Annotated in this window: 26 protein-coding genes; 15 read left to right on the plus strand and 11 right to left on the minus strand. The window is 61.7% G+C overall.

Annotated features, from left to right (window positions below; genetic code table 11):
• Nucleotides 1-45 precede the first annotated feature (45 nt).
• Entirely contained in the window at nt 46-1,320 is a 1,275-nt protein-coding gene (locus DM813_RS15065; protein ID WP_128324193.1) for a hypothetical protein, read from the plus strand.
• 50 nt (nt 1,321-1,370) lie between these two features.
• Here DM813_RS15065 and DM813_RS15070 read toward each other — a convergent pair whose 3' ends face one another.
• From DM813_RS15070 to arsC, 3 genes are read right to left on the minus strand one after another with little or no spacing between them, the layout of a single operon-like run.
• Nucleotides 1,371-1,787, minus strand: a complete 417-nt coding sequence (locus DM813_RS15070) for a DUF2069 domain-containing protein (RefSeq protein WP_128324194.1) — start codon at nt 1,785-1,787, stop codon at nt 1,371-1,373.
• A complete protein-coding gene (gene wrbA / locus DM813_RS15075; protein WP_128324195.1) occupies nt 1,780-2,385 on the minus strand; it encodes an NAD(P)H:quinone oxidoreductase in 606 nt (201 codons plus the stop codon). The genes DM813_RS15070 and wrbA overlap by 8 nt, the downstream gene beginning before the upstream one ends.
• A complete protein-coding gene (arsC, locus tag DM813_RS15080; protein ID WP_128324196.1) occupies nt 2,382-2,735 on the minus strand; it encodes an arsenate reductase (glutaredoxin) in 354 nt (117 codons plus the stop codon). The genes wrbA and arsC overlap by 4 nt, the downstream gene beginning before the upstream one ends.
• 86 nt (nt 2,736-2,821) lie before the next feature.
• On the opposite strand from arsC, the gene DM813_RS15085 reads away from it, so the two are divergent.
• Nucleotides 2,822-3,289: a TlpA disulfide reductase family protein gene (locus tag DM813_RS15085; protein WP_128324197.1), complete on the plus strand. Its 468-nt coding sequence runs from the start codon at nt 2,822-2,824 to the stop codon at nt 3,287-3,289.
• A 77-nt stretch (nt 3,290-3,366) separates the two neighbouring features.
• Here DM813_RS15085 and DM813_RS15090 read toward each other — a convergent pair whose 3' ends face one another.
• The 4 genes from DM813_RS15090 to DM813_RS15105 all read right to left on the minus strand — a co-directional run bounded on the left by DM813_RS15090 (nt 3,367) and on the right by DM813_RS15105 (nt 8,045).
• Entirely contained in the window at nt 3,367-3,771 is a 405-nt protein-coding gene (locus tag DM813_RS15090; protein ID WP_128324198.1) for an META domain-containing protein, read from the minus strand.
• Entirely contained in the window at nt 3,768-4,205 is a 438-nt protein-coding gene (locus DM813_RS15095; RefSeq protein ID WP_128324199.1) for a hypothetical protein, read from the minus strand. The genes DM813_RS15090 and DM813_RS15095 overlap by 4 nt, the downstream gene beginning before the upstream one ends.
• A gap of 31 nt (nt 4,206-4,236) precedes the next feature.
• A complete protein-coding gene (locus DM813_RS15100) occupies nt 4,237-5,226 on the minus strand; it encodes a 2-hydroxyacid dehydrogenase (protein WP_128324200.1) in 990 nt (329 codons plus the stop codon).
• A 65-nt stretch (nt 5,227-5,291) separates the two neighbouring features.
• Nucleotides 5,292-8,045 (minus strand): response regulator, encoded by a 2,754-nt coding sequence (locus DM813_RS15105; RefSeq protein WP_128324201.1) that lies wholly within the window; start codon nt 8,043-8,045, stop codon nt 5,292-5,294.
• Nucleotides 8,046-8,261: 216 nt separating this feature from the next.
• On the opposite strand from DM813_RS15105, the gene DM813_RS15110 reads away from it, so the two are divergent.
• The 7 genes from DM813_RS15110 to DM813_RS15140 all read left to right on the plus strand — a co-directional run bounded on the left by DM813_RS15110 (nt 8,262) and on the right by DM813_RS15140 (nt 16,538).
• The gene (locus tag DM813_RS15110; RefSeq protein ID WP_128324202.1) at nt 8,262-8,978 is read left to right on the plus strand and encodes a response regulator transcription factor; all 717 of its coding nucleotides are present in this window, start codon (nt 8,262-8,264) and stop codon (nt 8,976-8,978) included.
• 2 nt (nt 8,979-8,980) lie between these two features.
• Entirely contained in the window at nt 8,981-10,330 is a 1,350-nt protein-coding gene (locus DM813_RS15115; protein WP_128324203.1) for a sensor histidine kinase, read from the plus strand.
• Between the two features lie 127 nt (nt 10,331-10,457).
• Nucleotides 10,458-11,360 (plus strand): cysteine synthase CysM, encoded by a 903-nt coding sequence (gene cysM, locus DM813_RS15120; RefSeq protein ID WP_128324204.1) that lies wholly within the window; start codon nt 10,458-10,460, stop codon nt 11,358-11,360.
• Entirely contained in the window at nt 11,360-12,718 is a 1,359-nt protein-coding gene (gene rlmD, locus DM813_RS15125; RefSeq protein WP_128324205.1) for a 23S rRNA (uracil(1939)-C(5))-methyltransferase RlmD, read from the plus strand. Before cysM ends, rlmD begins: the two co-directional genes overlap by 1 nt.
• Before the next feature lie 99 nt (nt 12,719-12,817).
• On the plus strand, nt 12,818-15,058 hold the full coding sequence (relA, locus tag DM813_RS15130) for a GTP diphosphokinase (protein ID WP_128324206.1): 2,241 nt from the start codon (nt 12,818-12,820) through the stop codon (nt 15,056-15,058).
• 84 nt (nt 15,059-15,142) lie between these two features.
• The gene (gene mazG, locus DM813_RS15135; protein ID WP_128324207.1) at nt 15,143-15,973 is read left to right on the plus strand and encodes a nucleoside triphosphate pyrophosphohydrolase; all 831 of its coding nucleotides are present in this window, start codon (nt 15,143-15,145) and stop codon (nt 15,971-15,973) included.
• Nucleotides 15,974-15,998: 25 nt separating this feature from the next.
• A complete protein-coding gene (locus DM813_RS15140) occupies nt 15,999-16,538 on the plus strand; it encodes a DUF2058 domain-containing protein (protein ID WP_128324208.1) in 540 nt (179 codons plus the stop codon).
• Nucleotides 16,539-16,584: 46 nt separating this feature from the next.
• Here DM813_RS15140 and DM813_RS15145 read toward each other — a convergent pair whose 3' ends face one another.
• From DM813_RS15145 to purM, 4 genes are all read right to left on the minus strand, one after another.
• Entirely contained in the window at nt 16,585-16,767 is a 183-nt protein-coding gene (locus DM813_RS15145) for a hypothetical protein (RefSeq protein WP_128324209.1), read from the minus strand.
• Nucleotides 16,768-16,953: 186 nt separating this feature from the next.
• A complete protein-coding gene (locus DM813_RS15150; RefSeq protein WP_128324210.1) occupies nt 16,954-17,664 on the minus strand; it encodes a DUF3108 domain-containing protein in 711 nt (236 codons plus the stop codon).
• A gap of 8 nt (nt 17,665-17,672) precedes the next feature.
• Nucleotides 17,673-18,326 carry a phosphoribosylglycinamide formyltransferase gene (purN, locus tag DM813_RS15155; protein WP_128324211.1) on the minus strand — a complete coding sequence of 218 codons (654 nt, stop codon included), beginning with the start codon at nt 18,324-18,326 and terminating at the stop codon, nt 17,673-17,675.
• Nucleotides 18,326-19,384, minus strand: a complete 1,059-nt coding sequence (gene purM, locus DM813_RS15160) for a phosphoribosylformylglycinamidine cyclo-ligase (protein ID WP_128324212.1) — start codon at nt 19,382-19,384, stop codon at nt 18,326-18,328. Before purM ends, purN begins: the two co-directional genes overlap by 1 nt.
• Before the next feature lie 343 nt (nt 19,385-19,727).
• Between purM and DM813_RS15165 the strand changes: the two genes are divergently transcribed.
• The 6 genes from DM813_RS15165 to DM813_RS15190 all read left to right on the plus strand — a co-directional run bounded on the left by DM813_RS15165 (nt 19,728) and on the right by DM813_RS15190 (nt 24,818).
• Nucleotides 19,728-20,777, plus strand: coding sequence for a DUF2066 domain-containing protein (locus DM813_RS15165; protein WP_128324213.1), 1,050 nt, complete (start codon nt 19,728-19,730; stop codon nt 20,775-20,777).
• A 25-nt stretch (nt 20,778-20,802) separates the two neighbouring features.
• Entirely contained in the window at nt 20,803-21,876 is a 1,074-nt protein-coding gene (locus DM813_RS15170) for an AI-2E family transporter (RefSeq protein WP_128324214.1), read from the plus strand.
• 157 nt (nt 21,877-22,033) lie between these two features.
• Nucleotides 22,034-22,738: a DnaA regulatory inactivator Hda gene (hda, locus tag DM813_RS15175; protein ID WP_010220358.1), complete on the plus strand. Its 705-nt coding sequence runs from the start codon at nt 22,034-22,036 to the stop codon at nt 22,736-22,738.
• Between the two features lie 115 nt (nt 22,739-22,853).
• Nucleotides 22,854-23,486, plus strand: a complete 633-nt coding sequence (locus DM813_RS15180; protein WP_128324215.1) for a C40 family peptidase — start codon at nt 22,854-22,856, stop codon at nt 23,484-23,486.
• A gap of 134 nt (nt 23,487-23,620) precedes the next feature.
• Nucleotides 23,621-24,154 carry a C40 family peptidase gene (locus DM813_RS15185; RefSeq protein WP_128324216.1) on the plus strand — a complete coding sequence of 178 codons (534 nt, stop codon included), beginning with the start codon at nt 23,621-23,623 and terminating at the stop codon, nt 24,152-24,154.
• 16 nt (nt 24,155-24,170) lie between these two features.
• Nucleotides 24,171-24,818, plus strand: coding sequence for an O-methyltransferase (locus DM813_RS15190; RefSeq protein WP_128324217.1), 648 nt, complete (start codon nt 24,171-24,173; stop codon nt 24,816-24,818).
• Nucleotides 24,819-24,823: the final 5 nt, after the last annotated feature.

Raw genomic sequence — 24,823 nt, forward strand, 5'->3', positions numbered from 1 at the left:
ACTCGGATTCTTTAAGTCCCGATTGATAGCGACAGGACAACACTCATGGCAAAAGCAAACAGCATCAGGCAGGGCAGCGGTCTGATTGATCCTGATTACCGGCAAGACGTGTTCCCCGAGTTTGCCGGGGTCACAACCTCGGTATTGGACTGCATGGGGCGGGTGTGCGTCGGCAGTGCCTATGTCAGTGATAGCTCCCTTGAGACGCACTATGCCATCTTTCGTCTGACCACCGACGGTCAGCTGGATCGTCGGTTCGGCGGTGACGGGAAAACCACCGGCACTTTTCAGGACGGTAATCAGTCCATCGGTTATCACATCATTCAGAGGCCTGACGATGGCAAGTTCATGGTCCTTGGCCTGACCTTTACCGGTTTGTCCCCGAGAAAGCCAGCGCTCGCGCGTTTCAACCCGGACGGCACATTGGACACGACATTTGCCAACCAAGGGCACTTCGTCATAGAACAGCCAAGCCTTGAATCCACGCCAATCTTTCAGGCAGATCACGGAACTGCAATGCAATTGTCCGATGCAGGAGCGGCGACACCGCAGCAATCATGGCAAATAAAACCCATCGGCGACTCATTCATCGTTTTCGGAAATTACTACGGCCATGACCTGGTAGTGATGATGTTCGACTGGGAGGCGAATTTTGTCGCTGCCTTCAATGGTTGCGGATACAAGTACCTGGAGCGTCAAGGTGAGGGCACTGTTTACGGCCTCGCCCTTCATGCGGACAGCCAATCCATTTGGGTGGGGGCCTGCATGCAAACGCCTGATTTCAGGTTCCGCGATGCCTTTGTCGTTCGACTCACCCGACAAGGTGAATATGACCAGGCTTTTGGTGCCGCAGGCATTGCCGACTTTCCGGGGCTCCATACCCTGAAGAATATTCTGGTGCTACCTGACGATCAGCGAATCATTGGCTGTGGCGCACGCGAAGACGGGGCCGGTCTGCTGGTTGCGCTGCGCCAGACTGACGGCTCGCTCGACGAATGCTTCGAGCGTACTGGCGTGAAACATGAGGGGCACAACATTCGCTGGGACCATGTTCTTGCCGTTTCACCTGGTACCGAGGGCAGCAAGATCATCGCCGCCGGAGAACTGAGAGTGGGTGTTGGCAACTTGCCAGGAGTGGTTGGATGCTTCAACAGCGATGGCTCGCTCGACGCGTTCGCTACTCAAACATTCGCGTTGCGAAGGATCACCATGCTGGCGGGATGCACGCTGGATACGCAGGGCCGGATGCTGGTCCATGGGCAGACGCAGATTCCGGAGCGTTTCAATGGCTATGTTGTCCGCTTGCTCACCCAGCAGTAATCAGGACCGCAGCTGTTCGAAGGCAAGCCCGCAACGGGCTTGCCTTGCGATCAGTTCGAACCTTCTCCGGCCAGGCGCCGGTCGTACTGAAAGCGCCAGCGCACATACAGCAAGGCGCTGACGAACAGCGCCAGGCTGATCGCCACTTCCAGGTACCCGAACAACGCACGTGCCGGGTCGAATGCGGCCAGTACACCTTTGATGAAGTACAGGTTGACCACGAAGCAGGTCCAGGCATGGGCGCGGGCGTTGCCCAGCAGCATTCCTGGCAGCAGCAAAGCCAGCGGCACCAGTTCGATGGCGAGAATCACACCTGTGCGGGCGCCATGCAGGTTGGCGAACACCAGGTTGTTGACCGTCAACAAGGCGACCAGGCCAAAGAAACTCGCCAGGCTCAAGGCACGGCTCAGGCGCAGGCGCGGGGTTAACCATTCAAGCGTAGGCAGCACCTTGGGTTTTTTAGCCACGGCCGTTCTCCAGCAGTTTGGCGGTGGTGGCCAGGCGTTGCCCAAGGGCGCGGCACAAGGCGATTTCATCGGCGTCCAGGTCGCGTTTTCCGTCCGCCCCGGCGTGGTGGCTGGCGCCGTACGGCGTACCGCCGCCACGGGTTTCCAGCAGGGCCGACTCGCTGTAGGGCAGGCCCATGATCAGCATGCCGTGGTGCATCAACGGCAGCAGCATCGACAGCAGGGTCGACTCCTGACCGCCGTGCAGGCTGGCGGTGGAGGTGAAGGCGGCTGCCGGCTTGCCGACCAGGCCGCCACTGAGCCACAGGCTGCTGGTGCCATCGATGAAATACTTCAACGGCGCGGCCATATTGCCGAAGCGGGTTGGACTGCCCAGGGCCAGGCCCGAGCACTGGCGCAGGTCGTCGAGGGTGGCGTACAGCGCGCCAGTGTCCGGAATGTCCGGAGCGACGGCTTCACATTCGGTGGAAATTGCCGGCACGGTACGGATCCGCGCTTCCAGGCCGGCCATCTCCACGCCACGGGCGATTTGCCTGGCCATCTCGCTGGTCGAACCGTGTCGGCTGTAAAACAGGATCAGGATGTAGGGTGTACTCACGGCAGGATCTCCAGGACCTTCTCCGGTGGCCGGCCGATCACGGCCTTGTCACCGGCAATCAGGATCGGTCGTTCGATCAGCTTGGGATGCTGGACCATGGCGTCGATCAGTTGCGCATCCGTCAGGGCCGGGTCGGCCAGGTTCAGGGTCTTGTATTCGTCTTCACCGCTGCGCAGCAGCTGGCGCGCACCGATGCCCAGCTTGCCCAGCAGCGCCGTGAGTTCGGCCGCGCTTGGCGGGGTTTCCAGATAACGGACAATGGTCGGTGCCAGGCCGCGGGCCTCGAGCAATTCCAGGGCGCCACGGGATTTGGAGCAGCGAGGGTTGTGATAGAGGGTCAGGTCAGTCATGTTCGGGTCGCATCCAGCAGGGTGTGGCGGCTATTCTAACCGTAGCGACTTTGCATTTTGCTTGAATCTTAGAGAAGGATTGACCCATGACAAGGCGTTTGGCAGCAGCACTGGCCATCACCGCGAGCCTGTTGCTCGGCGGCTGCGGTGCAGACTACGGCCTGGACCAGAACGGCCAGGCGGTGAAAGCCGAGCAAATCGACGGGCACTGGCTGGTGCTCAACTACTGGGCTGAATGGTGTGGCCCTTGCCGGACCGAAATTCCCGAGCTCAATGCCGCTGCCAAACAATGGCAGGCGCAGGGTATCAAGGTCGTCGGGGTGAACTTCGACGGTTTGCAGGGTGAGGAGCTGAAAAAGGCCAGCGAGGCGCTGGGCATCGGCTTCACCGTACTGGCCAGCGACCCCGCCGAGCGTTACCAGCTGCCGCGCAGCGAGGCCTTGCCGGTGACCTACATCATCGACGACAAAGGCAAGGTGCGTGAGCAGTTGATGGGCGAGCAGACGCTTGAGGGTTTGAATCAAAAGTTGGCAGCGCTCAAAGGCACTCTGTAGGAGCGAATTTATCCGCGAAGGGCCGCTACGCGGCCCCTTCAAAGCTTCGCGGATAAATCCGCTCCTGCACGCCTGCTTCAGCCTTCTTCAGGCCAGAACCGCAGCGGCTTGCCTTCGGCTGGCCAGAAGCGAACCTGCTCGATGGGCGAAACATCCCAGCGCTGTACGGTCTCCAAGGCCTGGAGGAAGCGCTTTTCCTGTTCCATCAACGCGGGTGCACACAGCTTGCGGGTGCTGCCGACCTTGCCGAAGGTGAGCTTGTCACCGTCGAGCTGGTAGGGCGCGAACCAGTGGTTGCATCCGCCGTTGCCGTAGGCCCGGCCATCAGCCGCCAGGGTCAGGGTCAGGTGGCTGTAGTCCATCAACGGGCGCTCACCGATCCACTCCAGCAGGTAGCTGCGCTCCTGCTCCAGCTTCATCGGCTCGGCGGCGCAGCCCAGCAGGGCCGTGCCGATCAGGGCTGAGAGCAAAAGCGTTTTCACTGGGCCGTCTCCTTGCAGTTCGGGCACAGGTGCTTGTCGCCGCGGCTGCTCCAGCCGAGTTCGGCGATGCGCGCCGTGGCGGCCGGCTGCAGGGCTTTCTTGCCCAGCTTGGCATCCACCGCAAACTCGAAGCTCAGGTTGGTCTGGCAGCTGTCGCAGTTGACCTCCCAGGTATGAATCGCCAGCTCGCCGAACACCGGTCCGCTGGCTACCGCAACCCACTGACCGCTCGGGTTGATCAGGTGGCGCACGGTTTCAACGGTGAGGCGCATCGACAAGTCTTTGCTGCCCTTGAGGGTGACGAGCAAAACGTCGTTCTTCTGGATCGAGCCACCATTGCCGGTCACTTGGTAGCGGCCCGGCACCAGGGCGCGGCATTCGATCAGGGTGTGCTGCGGGTTAAACAGGGTGTAGCGGAAATCGTGTTCGACCATGGGTCCTCCAAATCTGCCGCGTATCCTAGCATCAACCCTCCACCAAGTTTTGCGGATTGCCTGCCGCCCAGCGGGTAATGTTATCGAGTGTCGTTTCAGCAATGGCCGCCAGCGCTTCCCGGGTGAGGAAGGCCTGGTGGGCGGTGACGATGACGTTGGGAAAAGTCAGCAGGCGGGCCAGCACGTCGTCCTGTAGCGGCAGGTCGGAGCGGTCCTCGAAAAACAGCTGGGCTTCCTCTTCGTAGACATCCAGGCCCAGGTAGCCCAGTTGCCCGTCTTTCAGCGCCTCGATCAACGCAGGCGTGTCGATCAGGGCGCCGCGGCCGGTGTTGATCAGCATCGCGCCAGGCTGCAGTTGCGCCAGGCTCTGGGGATTGATCAGGTGGCGTGTGTGTTCGGTCAGGGGGCAGTGCAGGCTGATGATCTGGGCCTCGCGCAGCAACTCCGGCAGTTCCAGATAACGGGCACCCAGAGCGAGCAGTTCGGGGTTGGGGTAGGGGTCGTACGCCAGCAGCTGGCAACCGAACCCCGCCATAATACGGGCGAAGGCCGCGCCGATCTGGCCGGTACCGACCACGCCGACGGTTTTGCCGTGCAGGTCAAAGCCGGTCAGCCCATGCAGGCTGAAATTACCTTCGCGGGTACGGTTGTACGCCCGGTGCAGGCGGCGGTTAAGGGCCAGGATCAACGCCACAGCGTGCTCCGCCACGGCATGCGGCGAGTAGGCCGGCACCCGCACCACGGCAAGGTTAAGCTGCTTCGCCGCTGCCAGGTCGACATGGTTGTAGCCCGCCGAACGCAAGGCGATCAGGCGTGTGCCGCCAGCTGCCAGGCGCTCGAGCACTGGCGCGCTGAGGTCATCGTTGATGAAGGCACAGACCACTTCGTGGCCGCGGGCGAGTGCCGCAGTGTCTTCGGTCAAGCGCGCCGGCTGGAAGTGCAGTTCCAGGCTGTGGGGCGACAGTGCCTGGGTAAAGCTGTCCTGGTCGTAGGTCTGGCTGCTGAAAAACAGTACGCGCATGGGATCTTCCTGAGTCGGTTGCGAGTGAGTCTAACCGCGCGGCCTGTCCTTCATCTTGCCCTGGGTCAGGCGCTCAAGCGCGCCTGGGCCGTGAGGCGGGTGATGGCCTTGTCCAGTTCGTCGAGGGCGCGCGGCGCTTCGGGGTCGTTCTGTTTGAGCAAGGTTTCGCTGCGTTGGCAGGCGGCCCGCAACTGCGGTACGCCACAGTAACGTGAAGCGCCGTTCAGGCGATGCACGCGCTCGATCATGCCGTTGCGATCCGCTGCCTCGCGGGCGCTGCGAATTGCCTCGCGGTCGGCTTCCAGGGACGCCAGTAGCATGGCCAGCATGTCCGCCGCCAAGTCGGGTTTCCCTGCCGCCAGTCGCAAGCCTTCTTCCGGGTCGAGGACTTTGAGTTCATTGCTGTCGGCGATGCGTTCGTGCAACCGCTCGCTGTGCGGGGCGTTCAGGTTGAGCCCCGTCCACTTGAGTACCACCTGGGCCAGCTGACGCTCGCTGATCGGTTTGGTCAGGTAGTCGTCCATGCCGCTGTGCAGCAGCGCACGTTTTTCGTTAGCCATGGCGTGGGCGGTCAGGGCAACGATGGGCAGCGGCGCGCCACTCTGGCTGCTCTCCCACCGGCGTATCTGCTCGGTGCACTCGCGGCCGTCCATGCCCGGCATCTGCACGTCCATCAGCACCAGGTCAAAGCGTTCATCCTGAACCGCCTGAACGGCGGCAAAACCGCTGTCGACTGCCAGCACTTCGGCCCCCAGGTCTTCGAGCAGGGTTTGCACCAGCAGCAGATTGGCCGGGTTGTCGTCGACGCAGAGCACCTTGGGCAGGGGCTGGTCACTGGCGGCTTTGGCTTCGCTGACACTGCGCCGTGGCTGGACCAGCTCCAGCAAGGCCCGGCGCAACTTGCGCGTGCAGGTCGGTTTGGCCTGCAACTGGCTGTGTGGATTGGGCAGATAAGTGTGGTAGAGCGCTTGCTCGGTGGTCGGGCACAGCACCAGGGCCTGGCAGTCCAGGCGTTCCAGTTGCTGGACATAATGGCCCAGTCGCTCCGGCGATACGCTATCGAGGTTGACGCCCATGACTGCCAGGGTAATCGGCTCGCCCGCCATCCGCGCGGCCGCGACGGCATGCAGCAGCGGGTCGATTGAATTGAACGTGCTGATACGCAGGCCGCAATCTTCCAGCTGATGCTCCAGCGCCTGGCGGGCCAGTTCATGAGCGTCGACGATCGCCACCCGACGTCCCTGCAGGGCTTGCAACGGCGGCTCCTCGACGTCGTCGCGGGCCTTGGGCAGGCGCAGGCTGACCCAGAACTGCGAACCTTCGCCGGGCGTACTGTCGACGCCGATCTCGCCGCCCATCTGCTCGATCAGGCGCTTGGAAATCACCAGGCCCAGTCCGGTACCGCCGGGCTGGCGCGACAGCGAGTTGTCGGCCTGGCTGAAGGCCTGGAACAGCGCGCGGACATCCTGGCTGGACAGGCCGATGCCGGTGTCCTGGACACTGATACGCAGTTGCACGCTGTCTTCGTGTTCTTCCTCAAGCATGGCCCGGGTGACAATGGTGCCTTCACGGGTGAACTTGATGGCATTGCTCACCAGGTTTGTGAGGATCTGCTTCATGCGCAGCGGGTCGCCGACCAGTGACAGCGGTGTGTCGCGGTACACCAGGCTAACCAGCTCCAGCTGCTTGGCATGGGCGGCGGGGGCGAGAATGGTCAGGGTGTCCTGAATCAGGTCGCGCAAATTGAACGGAATGCTGTCGAGTACCAGCTTGCCAGCCTCGATCTTGGAGAAGTCGAGGATTTCGTTGATGATCCCGAGCAGGCTGCTGGCGGATTTTTCAATGGTGCCCAGGTAGTCGAGCTGGCGCGGTGTCAGTTCGCTTTTTTGCAGCAAGTGGGTAAAGCCAAGGATGCCATTGAGCGGCGTGCGGATCTCGTGGCTCATGTTGGCAAGGAACTCGGACTTGATACGGCTGGCCTCGAGGGCTTCCTTGCGCGCCATGTCCAGCTCGATGTTCTGGATCTCGATGGTCTCCAGGTTCTGGCGTACATCTTCGGTCGCCTGATCGATGCTGTGCTGCAATTCCTCATGGGCGTTGTGCAGGGTTTCGGCCATGCGGTTGATGCCAGCGGCCAGCTCGTCCAGTTCATGGCTGCCCATGACCGGCAGGCGTTCCTCCAGATTGCCATCCTTGAGCTGAGTCACGGCGTGGGTGATCTGGCCGATCGGGCCATTGATCGTGCGGCTCATGCGCATGGCCAGGAGTGCGGTGGCCACCAGCCCGAAAAAAATCAGCAGCAGGCTGGTGAACAGGCTGCGGTAACCGCGTAGCAAAGTACCGTCGTGGGACAGCTCGATCTCTACCCAGCCCAGCAGGCGATCGACTTCGCCCGGGATGCGTTCACCGGCCAGGTCGCGGTGGTGGCCAAACACTGGCAACAGGTAGCGGGTGGCATCGCTGCCGGTGCGTTGCAGCAATTCTGTGCCACCACCGGCCGGTGCCTGGTTGAGCATGCTCGGCCCGGCATGGGCCAGGCGATTGCGGTCTGGGCCGAGAAAGGCCACGGCACGCACATCCGCCTGTTCAAGGGCTTGTGCTGCGATACGCTCCAGCTGCGCGGGGTCGAGTCGGACCAGGGCCGGTGCGGCCAGGGGCGCCAGGTTCTCGGCGATCATCTTGCCGCGTTGCACCAGTTGAGCCTGCAGCTCGTTTTGCTGCAGCCAGGTGAAATAGCTGCCCAAGACCACTGCCATCAATCCGGCAGGCAGCAAGGCCAGCAGCAACACGCGGCTGCGGATTCCCAAACGATTCAGCACGCCAATCTCCTGTGCCTGGCAAGTCTGTAGGCCGTCCTCGGAGCTAGCTGACGGACCAAATCGGAAAAGTACCGCGCCTTCCCGCGCAATGCACTCATTTGTATCTAATTTTGAAGCAGACAACCGGCGTGGCCTGCGACCGGCGAGCAGTTGCGGGTTGCCTGCTCCGGGCAATTACTCAATAATCGCGTAACTGAGAATTGCTAGCACCCGCCAATGAATCCTGTATCTATTCGCGACTCCAACATTCTGGCCATCGAGGACGACCCCGTTCTGGGGGCTCACCTGCATGACGCGCTGCAGCGCGGTGGCTTCAACGTGACCTGGTGCAAGAACGGTCGCGAAGGCCTCGACGTTGCCCGTGATTCGCAGTTTGATGTGGTGCTGATGGACATTCTGCTGCCAGGTTTGAGTGGCCTGGATGTGCTGGCCAAATTCCGTGAAAGCAGCTCGACGCCAGTGATCATGATGTCGGCTTTGGGGGCCGAGGCAGACCGTATCAGCGGTTTCAAGCGCGGCGCCGACGACTACCTGCCCAAGCCTTTCAGCATGGCCGAACTGCAGGTGCGTATCGAGGCGATCCTGCGCCGGGTGGCGTTGGAGCGCCGACGTCAGGAGCCCGCGCCGGCGCAGGCCGGGGCGTTGCAGTTCGATGAGCAGGTCAATGACGTCTGCTGTGACCAGCGCTGGGCGGGATTGACCCTGAGCGAGTACCGTCTGCTCGACATTTTGCACCGCAGCCATGAAGAAGTGCTGAGCAAGGCCTTCCTCTATCAGCAGGTCCTGCAGCGTGGCTATGCCCGCCATGACCGCAGCCTGGACATGCATGTCAGCCAGATCCGGCGCAAGCTCAAGGCCATCGGCTACCAGGAGCGCGAAGTGCGCACGGTGTGGGGCAAGGGCTACGTGCTCAGTGCCGCCGAGGTCAACTGACATTGCCTAACCGCCACTCGTTGTTCTGGAAGCTGGCCATTTTGTTGGTGGGCTTCTGCCTGTTGATGATCGGCCTCAGCATGAGCTGGGGTCGGCACATGGAAACCCAGAACGCCTTTCTCTCGGATGAAGCCCGCACGACCTTGACCGAGTATGCCGCCGAAGCCGAGCAGGCCTGGGCGCGGGGCGGGGCGGCCGGGGTCGATGCCTGGCTGGCCGAGATGGCCAATAAGGAACAGGTCTGGATCAATGTGCTGGGACCGGATTTGCAGTCGCTCAGCAGCACCCACCTGACACCTGAGCAGGCACGCAAGATCACCTTTCTGCGCGGGATTGACTGGCCTGTCAGCCGCCGGGTGATTGGCTTGCCGTGGATGCGCGTGCCGTTTGTCGAACACCCTGAGCAAGGGCTGTTGGTCATCGAGTTGCCGGAGCGCCTGATGCCGGGACAGTACCGCTTGTTCTGGCAGTTCATGACCAACGGCATCATTCCCGGTCTGTTCACCTTGTTGTTGTGCGTGGGGCTGTACCGCATGTTGATCATGCCCTTGATCCAGTTGCGCGAGCAGGCCAATGCCTGGCGCGCGGATCAGCTGTCGGCGCGTGTGGCCAGCAGCACCACCAGCCGCCAGGATGAGTTGGGGGAGTTGGGGCGCGCGTTCGACGACATGGCTGAGCGGCTGCAAGGCACCGTCGCCTTGCAGCAGCAACTGTTGCGGGACTTGTCGCATGAATTGCGCACTCCGCTGAGCCGCCTGCGCGTCGCCAGTGAAGGACACACCGATGTTGAACAGTTGCGCGAACGCCTGGGGCGTGAGGTCGACTGCATGCAACGCCTGGTGGAGGACGCTTTGCAGCTGGCCTGGCTGGACACCGAGCGCGCGCCCATGAGCAATGAGCCGATCCAGGTTCAGGCGCTGTGGGAGATGCTGGCCGAAGATGCCTGCTTCGAAAGCACCTGGCCGTCGACGCAATTGCAGTGTGCACTGGACGCGTCCTGCTGGATCCAGGGCAACCTCAACAGCCTGGCCCAGGCGCTGGAAAACATCCTGCGCAACGCCATTCGTCACTCGCCGGCCAACGGCATGATTCGCCTGGACGGTCGCCGTCAAGGTAACTACTGGCTGTTGTGGCTGGAGGATCAGGGCGGTGGGGTCGACGAGGCTGAGCTCGAGCGAATTTTCGCACCGTTTACCCGCCTGGATGGCTCGCGTCCTGGTGACGGCGGTTTCGGGCTTGGCCTGAGCATTGCCCGCAATGCCATCGCCCGCCAGGGCGGCCGCCTCTGGGCGCAAAACACCGGCCAGGGTTTGCGCCTGAACATGCAGTTGCCGGTGGCAAGCGAGGGATGAGCTGAATGTGGCTGTGTCGCTTGCTGCTTATAGCCTGTAGCTATAACTCCAACACATTGCGTGATATGGGCAAATCCCGTTTGCCGGTATGATAGTCGCCCCCGCAGTCTGGATTGCGAATTACGCCATGACCTTGCAGTACCCAACCATCGCCGATTGCGTCGGCAACACGCCTCTGGTCCGCCTGCAGCGCATTGGCGGCGAAACCAGCAATACGCTCCTGCTCAAACTTGAAGGCAACAACCCGGCGGGTTCGGTCAAAGACCGGCCGGCGTTGTCGATGATCACCCGGGCGGAGTTGCGCGGGCAGATCAAGCCGGGCGACACCCTGATCGAAGCGACCTCGGGCAACACCGGGATCGCCTTGGCCATGGCAGCGGCGATCAAGGGTTACAAGATGATCCTGATCATGCCTGACAATTCCAGTGCTGAGCGCAAGGCGGCAATGACCGCCTACGGCGCCGAGCTGATCCTGGTCAGCAAGGAAGAAGGCATGGAAGGCGCCCGCGACCTGGCCGACAGTCTGCAGGCCGAAGGCCGTGGCCTGGTCCTCGACCAGTTCGGCAACGGTGACAACCCCGAAGCCCACTATGTCAGCACCGGCCCCGAGATCTGGCGCCAGACCCAGGGCACCATTACCCATTTCGTCAGCTCCATGGGCACCACGGGCACCATCATGGGCTGCTCGCGTTATCTCAAGGAGCAGAACCCGGCGGTGCAGATCGTCGGTCTGCAGCCTATGGAAGGCTCGGCGATTCCGGGCATCCGTCGCTGGCCTGAAGAGTACCTGCCAAAAATCTACCAGTCGGACCGGGTTGATCGCGTGGTCGACATGGCCCAAAGCGAAGCGGAAGAAACCACTCGCCGACTGGCCCGGGAAGAGGGCATTTTCTGCGGTGTGTCCTCCGGTGGTGCAGTCGCGGCGATGCTGCGTTTGTCCCGCGAGCTGGAAAACGCTGTGATCGTGGCAATCATTTGTGACCGTGGCGACCGTTACCTGTCGACCGGTATTTTCGACGCGGCGAACTGATGTCCAAAAGTAAACGTAACAGCGGCCTGCGCTTCCAGCCCAGCGGCGGTAGCCGCACGCCGCAGATTCCCACAGGCAAAAAGCAACGCCTGCGTATCGAGCGCCTGGCCGGGGATGGCCGTGGCATTGCTTTTCTGGACGGGCGCACCTGGTTTGTCAGCGGTGCGCTGGCCGAAGAAGAGGTCGAAGCGCGGGTGCTCAACACCCACGGCAAGGTTGTGGAAGCGCGCCTGGAGCGTGTGTTCAGCGCCAGCGAACAGCGTCGTCAGGCGCCGTGCAAGCACTTCGACCGCTGCGGCGGCTGCAACCTGCAGCATCTGCCTCATGCCGATCAATTGGCCCTCAAGCAACGCTTGCTGGCCGAGCAACTGCAGCGGGTCGCAGGTGTGGTGCCAGAGCGTTGGGTCAGCCCGTTGAGCGGGCCCGAGTTTGGCTACCGGCGCCGTGCGCGGGTGGCAGTGCGCTGGGATGCCAAGGCGAAAAAGCTGGAAGTCGGTTTTCGCGCCGAAGCCAGCCAGGACATTGTCGCCATCGACGAATGCCCCGTGCTGGTACAACCCTTGCAGTCAATCATGCGTCACCTGCCGATGCTTTTGCAGAGCCTGAGCAAGCCGCAGGTGGTTGGCCATGTCGAGCTGTTCAGCGGCACGGCGCTGGCGTTGCTGGTGCGTCATACCGGCCCGTTGGCCGAGGACGACCTGGCGCGCCTGCAGGCGTTTTGCACCGAGGCAGGTGCACAACTCTGGTTACAAGGCGAAGGTGAACCTGCGCCCGTGGATGCAGGTCAGACTCTCGGATTTACCCTGGCGCCCTGGAACCTTGAGCTGGCCTATCGGCCGGGCGACTTTGTCCAGGTCAACGCCGAGGTCAATACGGCGATGATCGAGCAGGCGCTGGCGTGGCTGGCGCCGCAAGCCGATGAGCGGGTGCTGGATTTGTTCTGTGGCTTGGGCAACTTCGCCCTGCCGCTGGCGAGGCAGGCGCGCGAGGTGGTTGCGGTCGAAGGCGTGCAGGCCATGGTCGAGCGCGCAGCGGCCAATGCGCAAAGCAACAATTTGCATAATGTGCAGTTTTTTCAGGCCGATTTATCGCAGCCATTGTCCACCTCCGGCTGGGCCGTTGGAGGCTTTTCTGCGGTACTCTTGGATCCACCACGCGACGGCGCTATCGAGGTTGTGCGAAAAATCGCAGACCTTGGTGCGAAACGTCTGGTGTATGTATCGTGCAATCCGGCAACGCTGGCCCGCGACACGGTTGAGCTGGTCAGGCAGGGTTACCGGTTAAAATGTGCCGGGATTCTCGACATGTTTCCTCAAACGGCGCATGTCGAAGCCATGGCGTTATTCGAAGCGGGCTAGCGAAGCTGGCGCGTTGGGCGCTGCACCTTGGGTCCGGCAGGGGCAGCACCAGTGATTTCAAGCGCATCGCGAATGCGCTGTAGGGAAAGGTAGACAAAGATGGTACAGGTGAGAGTGCACCAGCCGGTCAACACAGACGGCAGTATCAATCTCGAAGCATGGCTGGATCATGTGGTGAGCGTCGATCTGGCGCTGGACCGTGAGGCGCTCAAGGAGGCTTGCGAGTTCGCCCAGGAAATCGAGAAAAAAGGTAACCCGGCCAAGCATTCCTGGGCCGACGGTACCTCGAGTTTTCAGGCCGGCCTGGAAATCGCCGAAATCCTCGCTGACCTCAAGCTGGACCAGGACTCACTGGTTGCCGCGGTTATCTACCGCGCCGTACGCGAAGGCAAGGTAACCCTGGCCGAAGTGGGCCAGCGCTTTGGCCCGGTAGTGTCGAAACTGATCGACGGCGTGCTGCGCATGGCCGCCATCAGCGCCAGCCTCAGCCCGCGTCAGTCGCTGGTACTGGGTTCCCAGGCGCAGGTCGAGAACTTGCGCAAAATGCTCGTGGCCATGGTTGATGACGTCCGTGTGGCGCTGATCAAACTGGCCGAGCGAACCTGCGCCATCCGTGCAGTCAAAGGCGCTGATGACGAGAAGCGCCACCGCGTCGCCCGCGAAGTGTTCGACATCTACGCGCCCCTGGCCCACCGCCTGGGGATCGGTCACATCAAATGGGAGCTGGAAGACTTGTCTTTCCGCTACCTGGAGCCGGACCAGTACAAGCAGATCGCCAAACTGTTGCATGAGCGACGCCTGGACCGTGAGCGCTTCATCAGCGATGTGATGAACCAGCTGCAGAATGAGTTGCTGGCCACCGGGGTCAAGGCCGACATCAGTGGCCGGGCCAAACACATTTATTCGATCTGGCGCAAAATGCAGCGCAAAGGCCTGGAATTCAGCCAGATCTACGATGTGCGCGCGGTGCGTGTGCTGGTGCCGGAAATGCGCGACTGCTACACCGCGCTGGGTATCGTGCACACGCTGTGGCGGCACATTCCGAAAGAATTCGACGACTACATCGCCAACCCCAAGGAAAACGGTTACCGCTCGCTGCACACGGCGGTGATCGGCCCTGAGGGCAAGGTGCTCGAGGTGCAGATCCGCACTCACGCCATGCACGAAGAGGCCGAGCTGGGGGTGTGTGCGCACTGGCGCTACAAGGGCACCGACGTCAAATCCGGCTCCAACCACTACGAGGAGAAAATCTCCTGGCTGCGGCAGGTGCTGGAGTGGCATGAAGAGTTGGGTGACATCGGCGGCCTGGCCGAGCAGCTGCGCGTGGATATCGAGCCGGACCGGGTGTATGTGTTCACCCCGGACGGGCATGCCATCGACCTGCCCAAAGGCGCCACGCCGCTGGACTTTGCCTATCGGGTACACACCGAGATCGGCCACAACTGCCGGGGCGCGAAGATCAACGGGCGAATCGTGCCGCTCAACTACAGCCTGCAGACCGGCGAACAAGTCGAGATCATCACCAGCAAGCACGGCAATCCCAGCCGCGACTGGCTGAACTCGAACCTGGGCTACGTGACCACGTCGCGGGCACGCGCCAAGATCGTTCACTGGTTCAAGCTGCAGGCGCGTGATCAGAACGTTGCCGCCGGCAAGACGCTGCTCGAGCGCGAGCTCAACCGCCTGGGCCTGCCGCAGGTGGACTTTGAGCGCCTGGCTGAGAAGGCCAATCTCAAGGCTGCCGAAGACATGTTCGCCTCCCTGGGTGCCGGCGATCTGCGTTTGGCTCACCTGGTCAATGCAGCCCAGCAACTGGTGGAGCCGGAGCGCAGCGACCACGTCGAGCTGGTCCCGCGCAAAGCTACCGGTTACAAGCCGGGCAAGCGTGGCGATATCCAGATCCAGGGTGTCGGCAACCTGCTCACGCAAATGGCCGGCTGCTGCCAGCCGCTGCCGGGCGATGCGATTGTCGGTTACATCACCGTGGGGCGCGGCGTGACCATTCACCGCCAGGACTGCGCTTCGGTGCTGCAACTGGCCGGGCGCGAGCCGGAGCGGATCATCCAGGTCAGCTGGGGGCCGGTGCCGGTACAGACCTACCCGGTGGATATCATCATTCGTGCGTACGACCGCCCGGGCTTGCTGCGTGATGTTTCGCAAGTGCTGCTCAACGAGCGGATCAACGTGCTGGCGGTCAACACCCGCTCGAACAAGGAAGACAACACCGCGCTGATGTCCCTGACCATCGAGATTCCAGGCCTGGATGCCCTGGGTCGCTTGCTGGGACGGATATCGCAGTTGCCGAACATCATCGAGACGCGGCGAAACCGTACGCCTTGATGTTCTCATCGCCGGTAACACCAGTTCCGTGGGAACTGGCGTTGCCGGCGATGAGGCCGGGCCTGCCTGAACAGAGATCACACGATGTATACCCTGGATGACCTGCTCCACCTCATGGCCCGCCTGCGCGACCCGCAGTACGGCTGTCCGTGGGACCTCAAGCAGACTTACGCGACAATCATTCCCTATACCCTCGAAGAAGCCTACGAAGTGGCCGACGCCATCGAGCGCAGCGATTTCGAGCACTTGCAGGGCGAGTTGGGCGACTTGCTGTTCCAGGTGGTCTACTACAGCCAGCTGGCCCGTGAAGAAGGGCGTTTCGAGTTTGCCGGGGTAGTCGACAGCATTACCCGCAAGCTGATCCGTCGCCATCCGCATGTGTTTCCTACCGGTGAGCTGTATGCACCGCTGGACACGCCAAAGCTCGATGAGGCCCAGGTCAAGCAGCGCTGGGAGGAAATCAAAGCCCAGGAGCGGGCCGAGAAGGGCGTACCCGAACAGCTCTCGTTGCTCGATGATGTACCGGCCGCCTTGCCCGCGCTGTCCCGGGCCGCCAAGCTGCAAAAGCGCACGGCCAAGGTCGGGTTCGACTGGCCGGATGCCTTGCCGGTACTCGACAAGGTGCGTGAAGAGCTCGACGAAGTGCTGCAGGCCATGGCCGATAATGACAATGCCGCGCTGGCTGAAGAGGTCGGCGACCTGCTGTTTGCCACGGTCAACCTGGCCCGGCATCTGAAAGTCGATCCGGAAAATGCATTGCGCGGCGCCAACCAGAAATTTGAACGACGTTTCCGTTTTATCGAGCAGGCATTGCGCGATATGGGTCGTCCGATTGAAGATTGCACCCTTGAAGACATGGACGCACTCTGGGGCGAAGCCAAACGTCAGGAAAAGAACCTGCCCAGTTGCGGCTGAGCAGAAGCACATAAGTGAGTGAACGATGAGCCTTTCCCTTCGCGACCAATTGCTCAAGGCCGGTCTGGTCAACCAGAAACAGGTCAAGCAGGTCAGTAAAGAACAGAAGAAGCAAAAGCGCCTGGAACACAAAGGTCAGGTGGAAGTTGACGATTCGCAGCAGCGCCTGGCGCGTGAAGCCATGGCCGAAAAGGCCAAGCGCGATCAGGAGCTCAATCGTCAGCAGCAGGAGAAGGCCGAGCAAAAGGCCCGTGCCGCCCAGGTCAAGCAGTTGATCGAAGTGTCGCGCCTGCCCAAGCTGACCACCGAGGACTACTACAACTTCGTCGACGACAAGAAGGTCAAGCGCCTGTCAGTCAACGCCCTGATGCGCAGCAAGCTCAGCAGCGGCTCGCTGGCCATCGTCGCCCATGGTGGTGGTTACGAAGTGATCCCGCGTGAAGCGGCGCTGAAGATCCAGGAGCGTGATCCCAAGCGTATCGTGCTGCTCAATACCCAGGTGGAAGAGCCGGATGCCGATGATCCGTACGCCGCGTATGTGATCCCTGACGATCTGATGTGGTAATCACGACAAACCCCGCCACGGCGGGGTTTGTTTTTTCTGCAGTGGGCTATTGCTGTTGCTGTCTGGTTTCGAGGAATTCCAATTCGATGCGGTAGCTGTGGGCTTCATGCTCGTTGTGGAACATGCCCACCAGTTCGTCCTGCTGGTGCACATCCCAGATGCGCAAACCAGCGGCAAGGCTTTCGTAAGACATTTTGTTTTCGTCGCGCTCAGTTACTTTGACAGTCATCTGCAAACTCCACTTTCAGTTAACTGCGGCACCGTGTCGCAGGTCTCTTTTATAGGGTTTGATAGCTGGCTAAGTAAATGTTCGCGCCATGAAACATCTTTCATGCTGGCTTGAAATCGGCGCCTACAAAAAAAGAAACCCCGCACAAGGCGGGGTTTCGGGTGTAACCAGCAGTCAGTCAGTCAATTACTTGCCGGACACTGCCTTGCCATCAACCGTACCGTCCTGGAGTACGATCACATACTCCTTGCCGTCGGTTTCGACCTGGCGCAGTTGCACCAGCAGGTAGTCCCAGTCTTTGGCGAACCACAGTTCGGTGATGCGCTTGCTCTGGCTCGGGTCGCGTACGCGCTCGACCTTGATGGCATCGACCTGGCCGGTCTTGGTGGTAACTTTTTCGGTACCCAGGACGCGGAAGTCATAGGTATCGATTTCGTCGCCATCAACCACCTGGTAGCTCACGCTCTTTTTGCCGGCGGCCACATCGTGTTGCAGAGCCAGCTGGTAGGTGGACTTGTCCAGCACGCCACGGTTGAGCGGCAGCTTGATCGCGTCACCGCGGTCGGTACCGGTGATCTGCTTGCTGCTCCAGTCGAAATCCAGGTCAACCTTCTTGGCCTTGCCCAACCCGCCACGTTCGAAGTGGTAGGTTTGCGGCAGCAGCGTGTCCTTGTCCAGGCGCAGGGTACTTTGCTCGGTCAGGCTGGCAATCATCATCGATGCCTTGAAGTTCAGGCTCCAGGTACCGTTGGCGTTCTTTTCCAGGCTGCGCTCGGCGGTGCCGCTCATGGGCAGCTGCTTCCAGTCGGCGGTGTAGCTGGCCGAGAAAGGCTTGAGATCCGCTGCCTGAAGCGGCAGTGCGAGCACGGCAAGTGCAAAGAGCAGGGCGCGACGCATAATTTCTCCTAGGGTCGAATCAAGTGGCCGCTGGCCGCCAGAGGCTGGCCATCCAGTACAGCACCGTGCTCACCGAGGCGCAAACGGCCTTCGGCGAACCAGCGCACCGCCAGCGGGTAAATCTGGTGTTCCTGGCTGTGAACCCGTTGCGCCAGACGTTCTGGCGTGTCATCCAACTCTACCGGTATTACTGCCTGTACGACCAGCGGCCCGCCGTCGAGTTCCTCGGTGACGAAGTGCACGCTGCAACCGTGCTCCGTGTCACCCGCCTCGAGTGCGCGCTGATGGGTGTGCAGACCCTTGTATTTGGGCAGCAGCGAAGGATGGATGTTCAACAGGCGGCCTTGATAGTGACGCACGAACCCTGCGCTGAGGATGCGCATGAAACCGGCCAGCACTACCAGGTGTGGCTGGAAGCCGTCGATCAGCTCGACCAGTGCGGCATCGAAGGCCTCGCGGCCCTCGAAGGCTTTGTGGTCGAGTACTGCCGTGTCGATACCGGCATCACGGGCGCGCTGCAGGCCATAGGCGTCGGCGCGGTTGGAGATGACCGCGCGGATCCGCACCGGGCTGTCGCCGGTGCGGAAACTGTCGATCAAGGCTTGCAGGTTGCTGCCGGTGCCAGACAGCAGCACCACGACATCACACGACGTGCTCGGCATCAGTGCGCCTTGACGTTCTTCAGCTCGACCTGGGCAGCGCCTTCGGCGGCAACGCCGATCTGGCCGATGACCCATGGCTGTTCGCCCGAAGCGCGCAGGTTGTTCAGGGCGGTTTCGACCTGGTCCTGGGCCACGCAGATGACCATGCCGACGCCGCAGTTCAGTACGCGGTGCATTTCGTGCTCGTCGACGTTGCCTTGCTGTTGCAGCCAGTCGAACACGGCAGGACGGTTCCAGCTGGCAACGTCAACCACGGCCTGGGCGCCTTTTGGCAGGACGCGCGGGATGTTGTCGAGCAGGCCGCCACCGGTGATGTGGGCCATGGCCTTGACGGCGCCGGTGTCCTTGATCAGCTTGAGCAGCGGCTTGACGTAGATACGGGTCGGCGCCATCAGCAGTTCGGTCAGCGGAGTGCCGTCGAGCTGGGTGTTCTCGATATCGGCACCGGACACTTCGATGATCTTGCGGATCAGCGAGTAGCCGTTGGAGTGCGGGCCGGAAGACGGCAGGGCAATCAGCGCGTCGCCGGTGGCAACCTTGGAACCGTCGATGATTTCGGCTTTTTCCACCACGCCAACGCAGAAGCCGGCCAGGTCGTAGTCTTCGCCTTCGTACATGCCAGGCATTTCAGCGGTTTCACCGCCAACCAGGGAGCAGCCAGCCAGTTCGCAGCCAGCGCCGATGCCGGTGACCACGGTAGCGGCCACATCAACGTTGAGCTTGCCGGTGGCGTAGTAGTCGAGGAAGAACAACGGCTCGGCGCCGCACACGACCAGGTCGTTAACGCACATGGCGACCAGGTCCTGGCCGATGCTGTCGTGCTTGTTCAGGTTCAGCGCCAGACGCAGCTTGGTGCCGACGCCGTCGGTACCGGAGACCAGAACCGGCTGTTTGTAGCCGGCCGGGATTTCGCAGAGGGCGCCAAAACCGCCCAGGCCGCCCATGACTTCCGGGCGCGCCGTGCGCTTGGCGACGCCTTTGATGCGTTCGACCAATGCTTCACCGGCGTCGATGTCTACACCGGCGTCCTTGTAGCTCAGGGAGGGTTGCTTGCTCATGATCCAGGCCTTTAGGGGGAGGGATTCGGGGGAATCGACCGTGACCTGCCAGGCAATGCGGGGGGAATTCCAGCTGCCTGACCGTCGCCGGTCTGCGAAGGCGCGCGATTTTATCAGGGTTGCCCCTAAGCGGCCATCCTCAGGCCGACGGGCAGGGCCCAGATCCGTTAAAAAATATGCTTTAACGGCGTCTTGCTGGTTGCCTTGGCGCAGGCTGTATAAGGTATAGCAAAGGCGACAAGACAAAATTGACGGCACTGACCGAATGTTTTGCAGGGTGCTGCGGTCTTACCGGCACTTGCTCATGAGCATTGCTTCTTTATTACCAGGACAGGAATCCTCCATGCGATTGCGTAATTACCTGGCCGCTGGCTGTCTTGCCATGCTGGCGCTGTCGGCGCAGGCCGAAACCGTCTCGGGTCTCTATCAGGTGCGTGAAGCGGTCGACGGCCAGGGCGCCGAGGCCCGTGCCCAGGCCACCGGCAAAGCCCTGGATACCCTGGTGCTGCGCCTGACCGGTGACCCCAAGGCGGCGCAGAGCCCGGCCCTGGCGGCGCTGCGCAAAGATCCGCAACAGATCATCAGTCAATTCGGCTTCGAGGCAGGCCCGCCTGAGACCGTGCTGGTGGATTTTGATCCCGGCAGTACCGAACGCACCCTGCGCCAGGCTGGGCTGGCGCTGTGGGGCAACAATCGCCCGTCGATCCTTGGCTGGTGGTTGAATGACAGCGCCGAGGGTTCGAGCCTGGTGGGCGATGGCCAGAGCAGCGCCGAGCCGCTGCGCCGTGCGGCGCAACACCGTGGCTTGCCGCTGCGCTTGCCGCTTGCCGACCTGGATGAGCAGCTGGTGGCCACGGCGAAAAACCTCGAAGGCACCGACCCGGCGCCGTTGCGCGGTGCGTCCGAGCGCTATGGCGCTGATGCCTTGCTGGCGGTGCATGCCAGCGAAGCGGACGGCAAATGGCAGGGTATCTGGCACTTGTGGATGGGCGAGCTGCGCGAACAGGGCAAGGCCGAAGGTGCTGATCAGGCCGCGTTGGCCGATGCAGTGATGCTCGCGGTCAGCAGTCGCCTGGCGCCTAAATTTGTCGCACGTCCCGGCGCCAGCAGCGAGATGCAGTTGCAGGTCCAGGGCATGAACCTGGCACGTTATGCCGAACTGGGTCGGGTGCTTGAGCCTTATGGTGCACGCCTGAAACAGGTGGATGGCGGTACCCTGACCTACCAGGTGACCGGCAACAGCGACCAGTTGCGTGCCCAACTGGGCCTGGCCAAGCTGCAGGAGCTGCCCGCTGAACCTGCTGCGCCTGCGCCCGCCGTTGATCCCGCCGTGCCAGGGGCAACCCAGGCGGCCGCCCCGAAACCTTTCAACGGGCTGCGTTTTCGTTGGTAATCCCTGAGCTGGCCTGGAGTTGTACATGACCGATATGCGTCGTTGGGTGTGGGGCGCGGTGGCACTGCTGTGCGCCGCGCTGCTGTACGCGCTGCACCCGATCCTTTCACCGTTTCTGGTTGGCATCCTGCTGGCCTACCTGGCCGACCCGCTGGTCGATCGGCTGGAGCGTGCCGGGTTGTCTCGCACCTGGGGGGTAGTGGTGGTGTTTGCCCTGTTTACCCTGGTGCTGACGCTGTTGCTGCTGGTGCTGGTGCCCATGCTTGCCAAGCAACTGATGCGCCTCTATGAGCTGGCGCCGCAGATGCTCGATTGGCTGCAGCATGAGGCCTTGCCCTGGGTGCAGGCGCGTTTGGGCCTGGCCGAAGGGTTCTGGAAGTTCGACAAGATCAAGGCGGGCATCAGCGCCCACATGGGCCAGACCACCGATATCGTTGGCGTGATCCTGTCGCAGGCCACGGCTTCCGGCCTGGCCCTGCTGGGCTGGTTGGCCAATCTGGTGCTGATTCCGGTGGTGAGCTTCTATCTGCTGCGTGACTGGGACCTGATGATGGCCAAGATCCGTGGCCTGTTGCCGCGTCAGCGCGAGGAGCGGGTGGTGGCGCTGGCCGGTGAATGCCATGAGGTGCTCGGTGCCTTCGTGCGCGGGCAATTGCTGGTGATGCTGGCGCTGGGCGTGATCTATGCCTCGGGCCTGATGCTGGTGGGCCTTGAGCTCGGCTTGCTGATCGGCCTGTTGGCGGGCCTGGCGGCGATCGTGCCGTACATGGGCTTCATCATTGGTATTGGCGCAGCAATGATTGCCGGGCTGTTCCAGTTTGGCGGCGATCCGTATCCGCTGTTGGGTATCGCGGCGGTGTTCATGGTTGGCCAGGCTCTGGAGGGCATGGTGCTCACACCGTTGCTGGTGGGGGATCGCATCGGTCTGCACCCGGTGGCGGTGATTTTCGCGATTCTTGCCGGTGGTGAACTGTTCGGGTTTACCGGCGTGTTGCTGGCGCTGCCTGTGGCAGCGGTGATCATGGTGTTGCTGCGCCATGTCCATGACCTCTATAAAGAGTCGGACATGTATGCCGGAGAGATCGACCCCGATCTCTAGGTTAATGGCCAAAGGCTTGCATCGTTTCCGACACCCCGATGCAAGCCTTTGATTTTACTTGTGGTCCGCGCCGATTGTGCGACCGGCGCCACGGGTATAAACTTTGCAGACTTTTCACTAAAGGCCCCTTGCGGTTCTTCGGAACTGCCCAGCCAGCATGAAACCGATCCAGTTGCCCTTGGGTGTGCGTCTGCGTGACGACGCCACCTTCATCAACTACTACCCGGGTGCCAACGCCGCCGCTTTGGGCTACGTCGAGCGACTCTGCGAAGCCGACGCCGGCTGGACCGAAAGCCTGATTTACCTGTGGGGCAAGCAGGGCGTCGGCCGGACCCACCTGCTGCAGGCCGCGTGCCTGCGTTTCGAGCAATTGGGCGAGCCTGCCGTTTACCTGCCGCTGGCGCAGTTGCTCGACCGCGGCGTCGAGTTGCTGGACAACCTGGAACAGTACGAACTGGTCTGCCTCGATGACTTGCATGTGATTGCCGGCAAGCCCGAGTGGGAAGAGGCGATGTTCCATCTGTTCAACCGCCTGCGCGACAGCGGCCGTCGCTTGCTCCTGGCCGCCTCCAGTTCACCCCGCGAGCTGCCGATCAAACTGGCTGACCTCAAGTCGCGCCTGACCCTGGCGCTGATTTTCCAGATGCGCGCTCTGTCCGACGAAGACAAGCTGCGCGCCCTGCAATTGCGCGCCTCGCGCCGTGGCTTGCACCTGACTGACGAGGTCGGGCACTTCATCCTCACTCGCGGCACGCGCAGCATGAGCGCACTGTTCGATTTGCTCGAGCGTCTCGATCAGGCTTCGTTGCAGGCTCAACGCAAGCTCACCATCCCGTTTTTGAAAGAAACGTTGGGCTGGTAACGCAGGTACTAGAGCCTCGGCACATAAAAGTCACATTTTTTTCGATTGAATTTGCAAATCGAACCGATAGAAGGCATAGTTTCCCACTCAATAAATTCCAGACACGGTCGTGCCCATGCTAAAGCGCTTCGCACCCCTCGTGCCCCTCGCACTGGTTACCCTGCTTTTTGGCTGCGCGGCTCATAGCCCTGTATCGCAACAGCAGGACCCACATTCGGTTGCCTCCCAGGCATCGGCATCGTCCTCCACCCATCTGGTGTTTGAGGAAGAAATGGCCACCGAAGACGACCTGCAGGCCTTTGCCAGCAGCAAGCCTTACCAACTCCCAGCCCTGGCTGACAACATTCTCGAACGTGGCATGTCGCTGATCGGTACCCGTTACCGTTTTGGTGGTACCTCCGAGAAGTCCGGCTTTGACTGCAGCGGTTTCATCGGTTACCTGTTCCGTGAAGAGGCGGGCATGAACCTGCCGCGCTCGACCCGCGAAATGATCAACGTGGATGCCCCGCTGGTTGCACGAAACAACCTCAAACCGGGCGACCTGCTGTTCTTCAGCACCAACGGTCGCGGTCGTGTCAGTCACGCCGGTATCTACCTGGGCGACGATCAGTTCATTCACTCCAGCAGCCGCCGCAGCGGTGGCGTGCGCATCGACAAGCTCGGTGATCGCTACTGGAGCAAGACCTTTATCGAAGCCAAACGCGCATTGGCCATGGCACCGACCGCGACCACCATTTCGCGTAACTGATCTTGCCCTTTGCGGTACCACGGCGACGTAGCTGAAAAGCTCGTCGCCGTGCGTGTTTACAGAAAGCGTCTAATCTAAATTCTCAACTATTTCCGGCCCAACCGCCGGACGGCCTCAGACAGGATGTTCTGACCATGGCGATGAAGGCGCGCTTCGCTCTATTTTCCCTGCTGGCACTGCTCGGTGCCTGCTCAAGTCATGCCCCGACACCACCGAAGGTGGTCGAGCCGGTGGTCATGGCGCCTCAGGTGTATTTCAATCCCGTTGCTGAAGATGTGCTGTTTCGCGCCCTGGGCCTGGTGGGTACGCCTTATCGCTGGGGCGGCAACACGCCGGACTCGGGCTTTGATTGCAGCGGCTTGATCGGCTATGTCTATCGCGACTCGGCAGGTATTTCGCTGCCGCGTACCACCCGTGAAATGATCACGCTGCGTACCCCGAGCATCGACCGCAACGCCCTGCAATCGGGTGATCTGGTGTTCTTCGCGACCAATGGCGGTTCGCAGGTCAGCCATGCAGGCATCTACGTGGGCGAGGGGCGCTTTGTGCATGCGCCGTCTGCAGGTGGAACCGTGCGTCTGGACTACCTGTCCAACAGCTACTGGAACAAAACCTACCTGAACGCCAAGCGCGTGCTGGCGCCGACGCACCTGGCGCGTAACCCCTGACCTTGCGAGGTAGGCGATGACGGCACAAACGCTCTACCTCGACGATGCGCTCTACCACTACCTGCAGGCGGTGTCTCTACGTGAGTCACCGTTGCTGGCCCGTTTGCGCGCCGAAACCCAGGCATTGCCCGAGGCGCGCTGGCAGGTAGCGCCGGAGCAGGGGCAGCTATTGGCCCTGTTGGTGCGCCTGATCGGTGCGCAACGGGTGATCGAAGTCGGCACGTTCACCGGTTACAGCGCACTGTGCATGGCGCAAGCCATGGAGCGCGGGCAGGTGCTGTGTTGTGACCTGGAAGGAAGCTATAACGCCGTTGCCTGGCGCTACTGGCGCGAGGCCGGGGTGGCAGAGCGCATCGAACTGCGCCTGGCGCCGGCCTTGCAGACCTTGGCGACGTTGCCGTCAGCGCGCTACGACCTGATCTTCATTGACGCTGACAAGGCCAACTATCCACAGTACCTGGAAGAATCGCTGCGCTTGTTGCGCACGGGCGGGCTGCTGCTGTTCGACAATACCCTGTGGAGCGGGCGGGTGTTGCAAGTGCAGCCTGACAGTGACGACACGCGAGCGATCCAGGCGCTGAACCTGAAGCTCAAGGACGACCCGCGGGTGGATCTGTCGATGTTGCCCATTGGCGATGGTTTGACGCTTTGTCGCAAGCTGTAGGGATG

The organism is Pseudomonas alkylphenolica, from assembly GCF_004025535.1.
In the GTDB taxonomy this organism is placed as follows: domain Bacteria; phylum Pseudomonadota; class Gammaproteobacteria; order Pseudomonadales; family Pseudomonadaceae; genus Aquipseudomonas; species Aquipseudomonas alkylphenolica_A.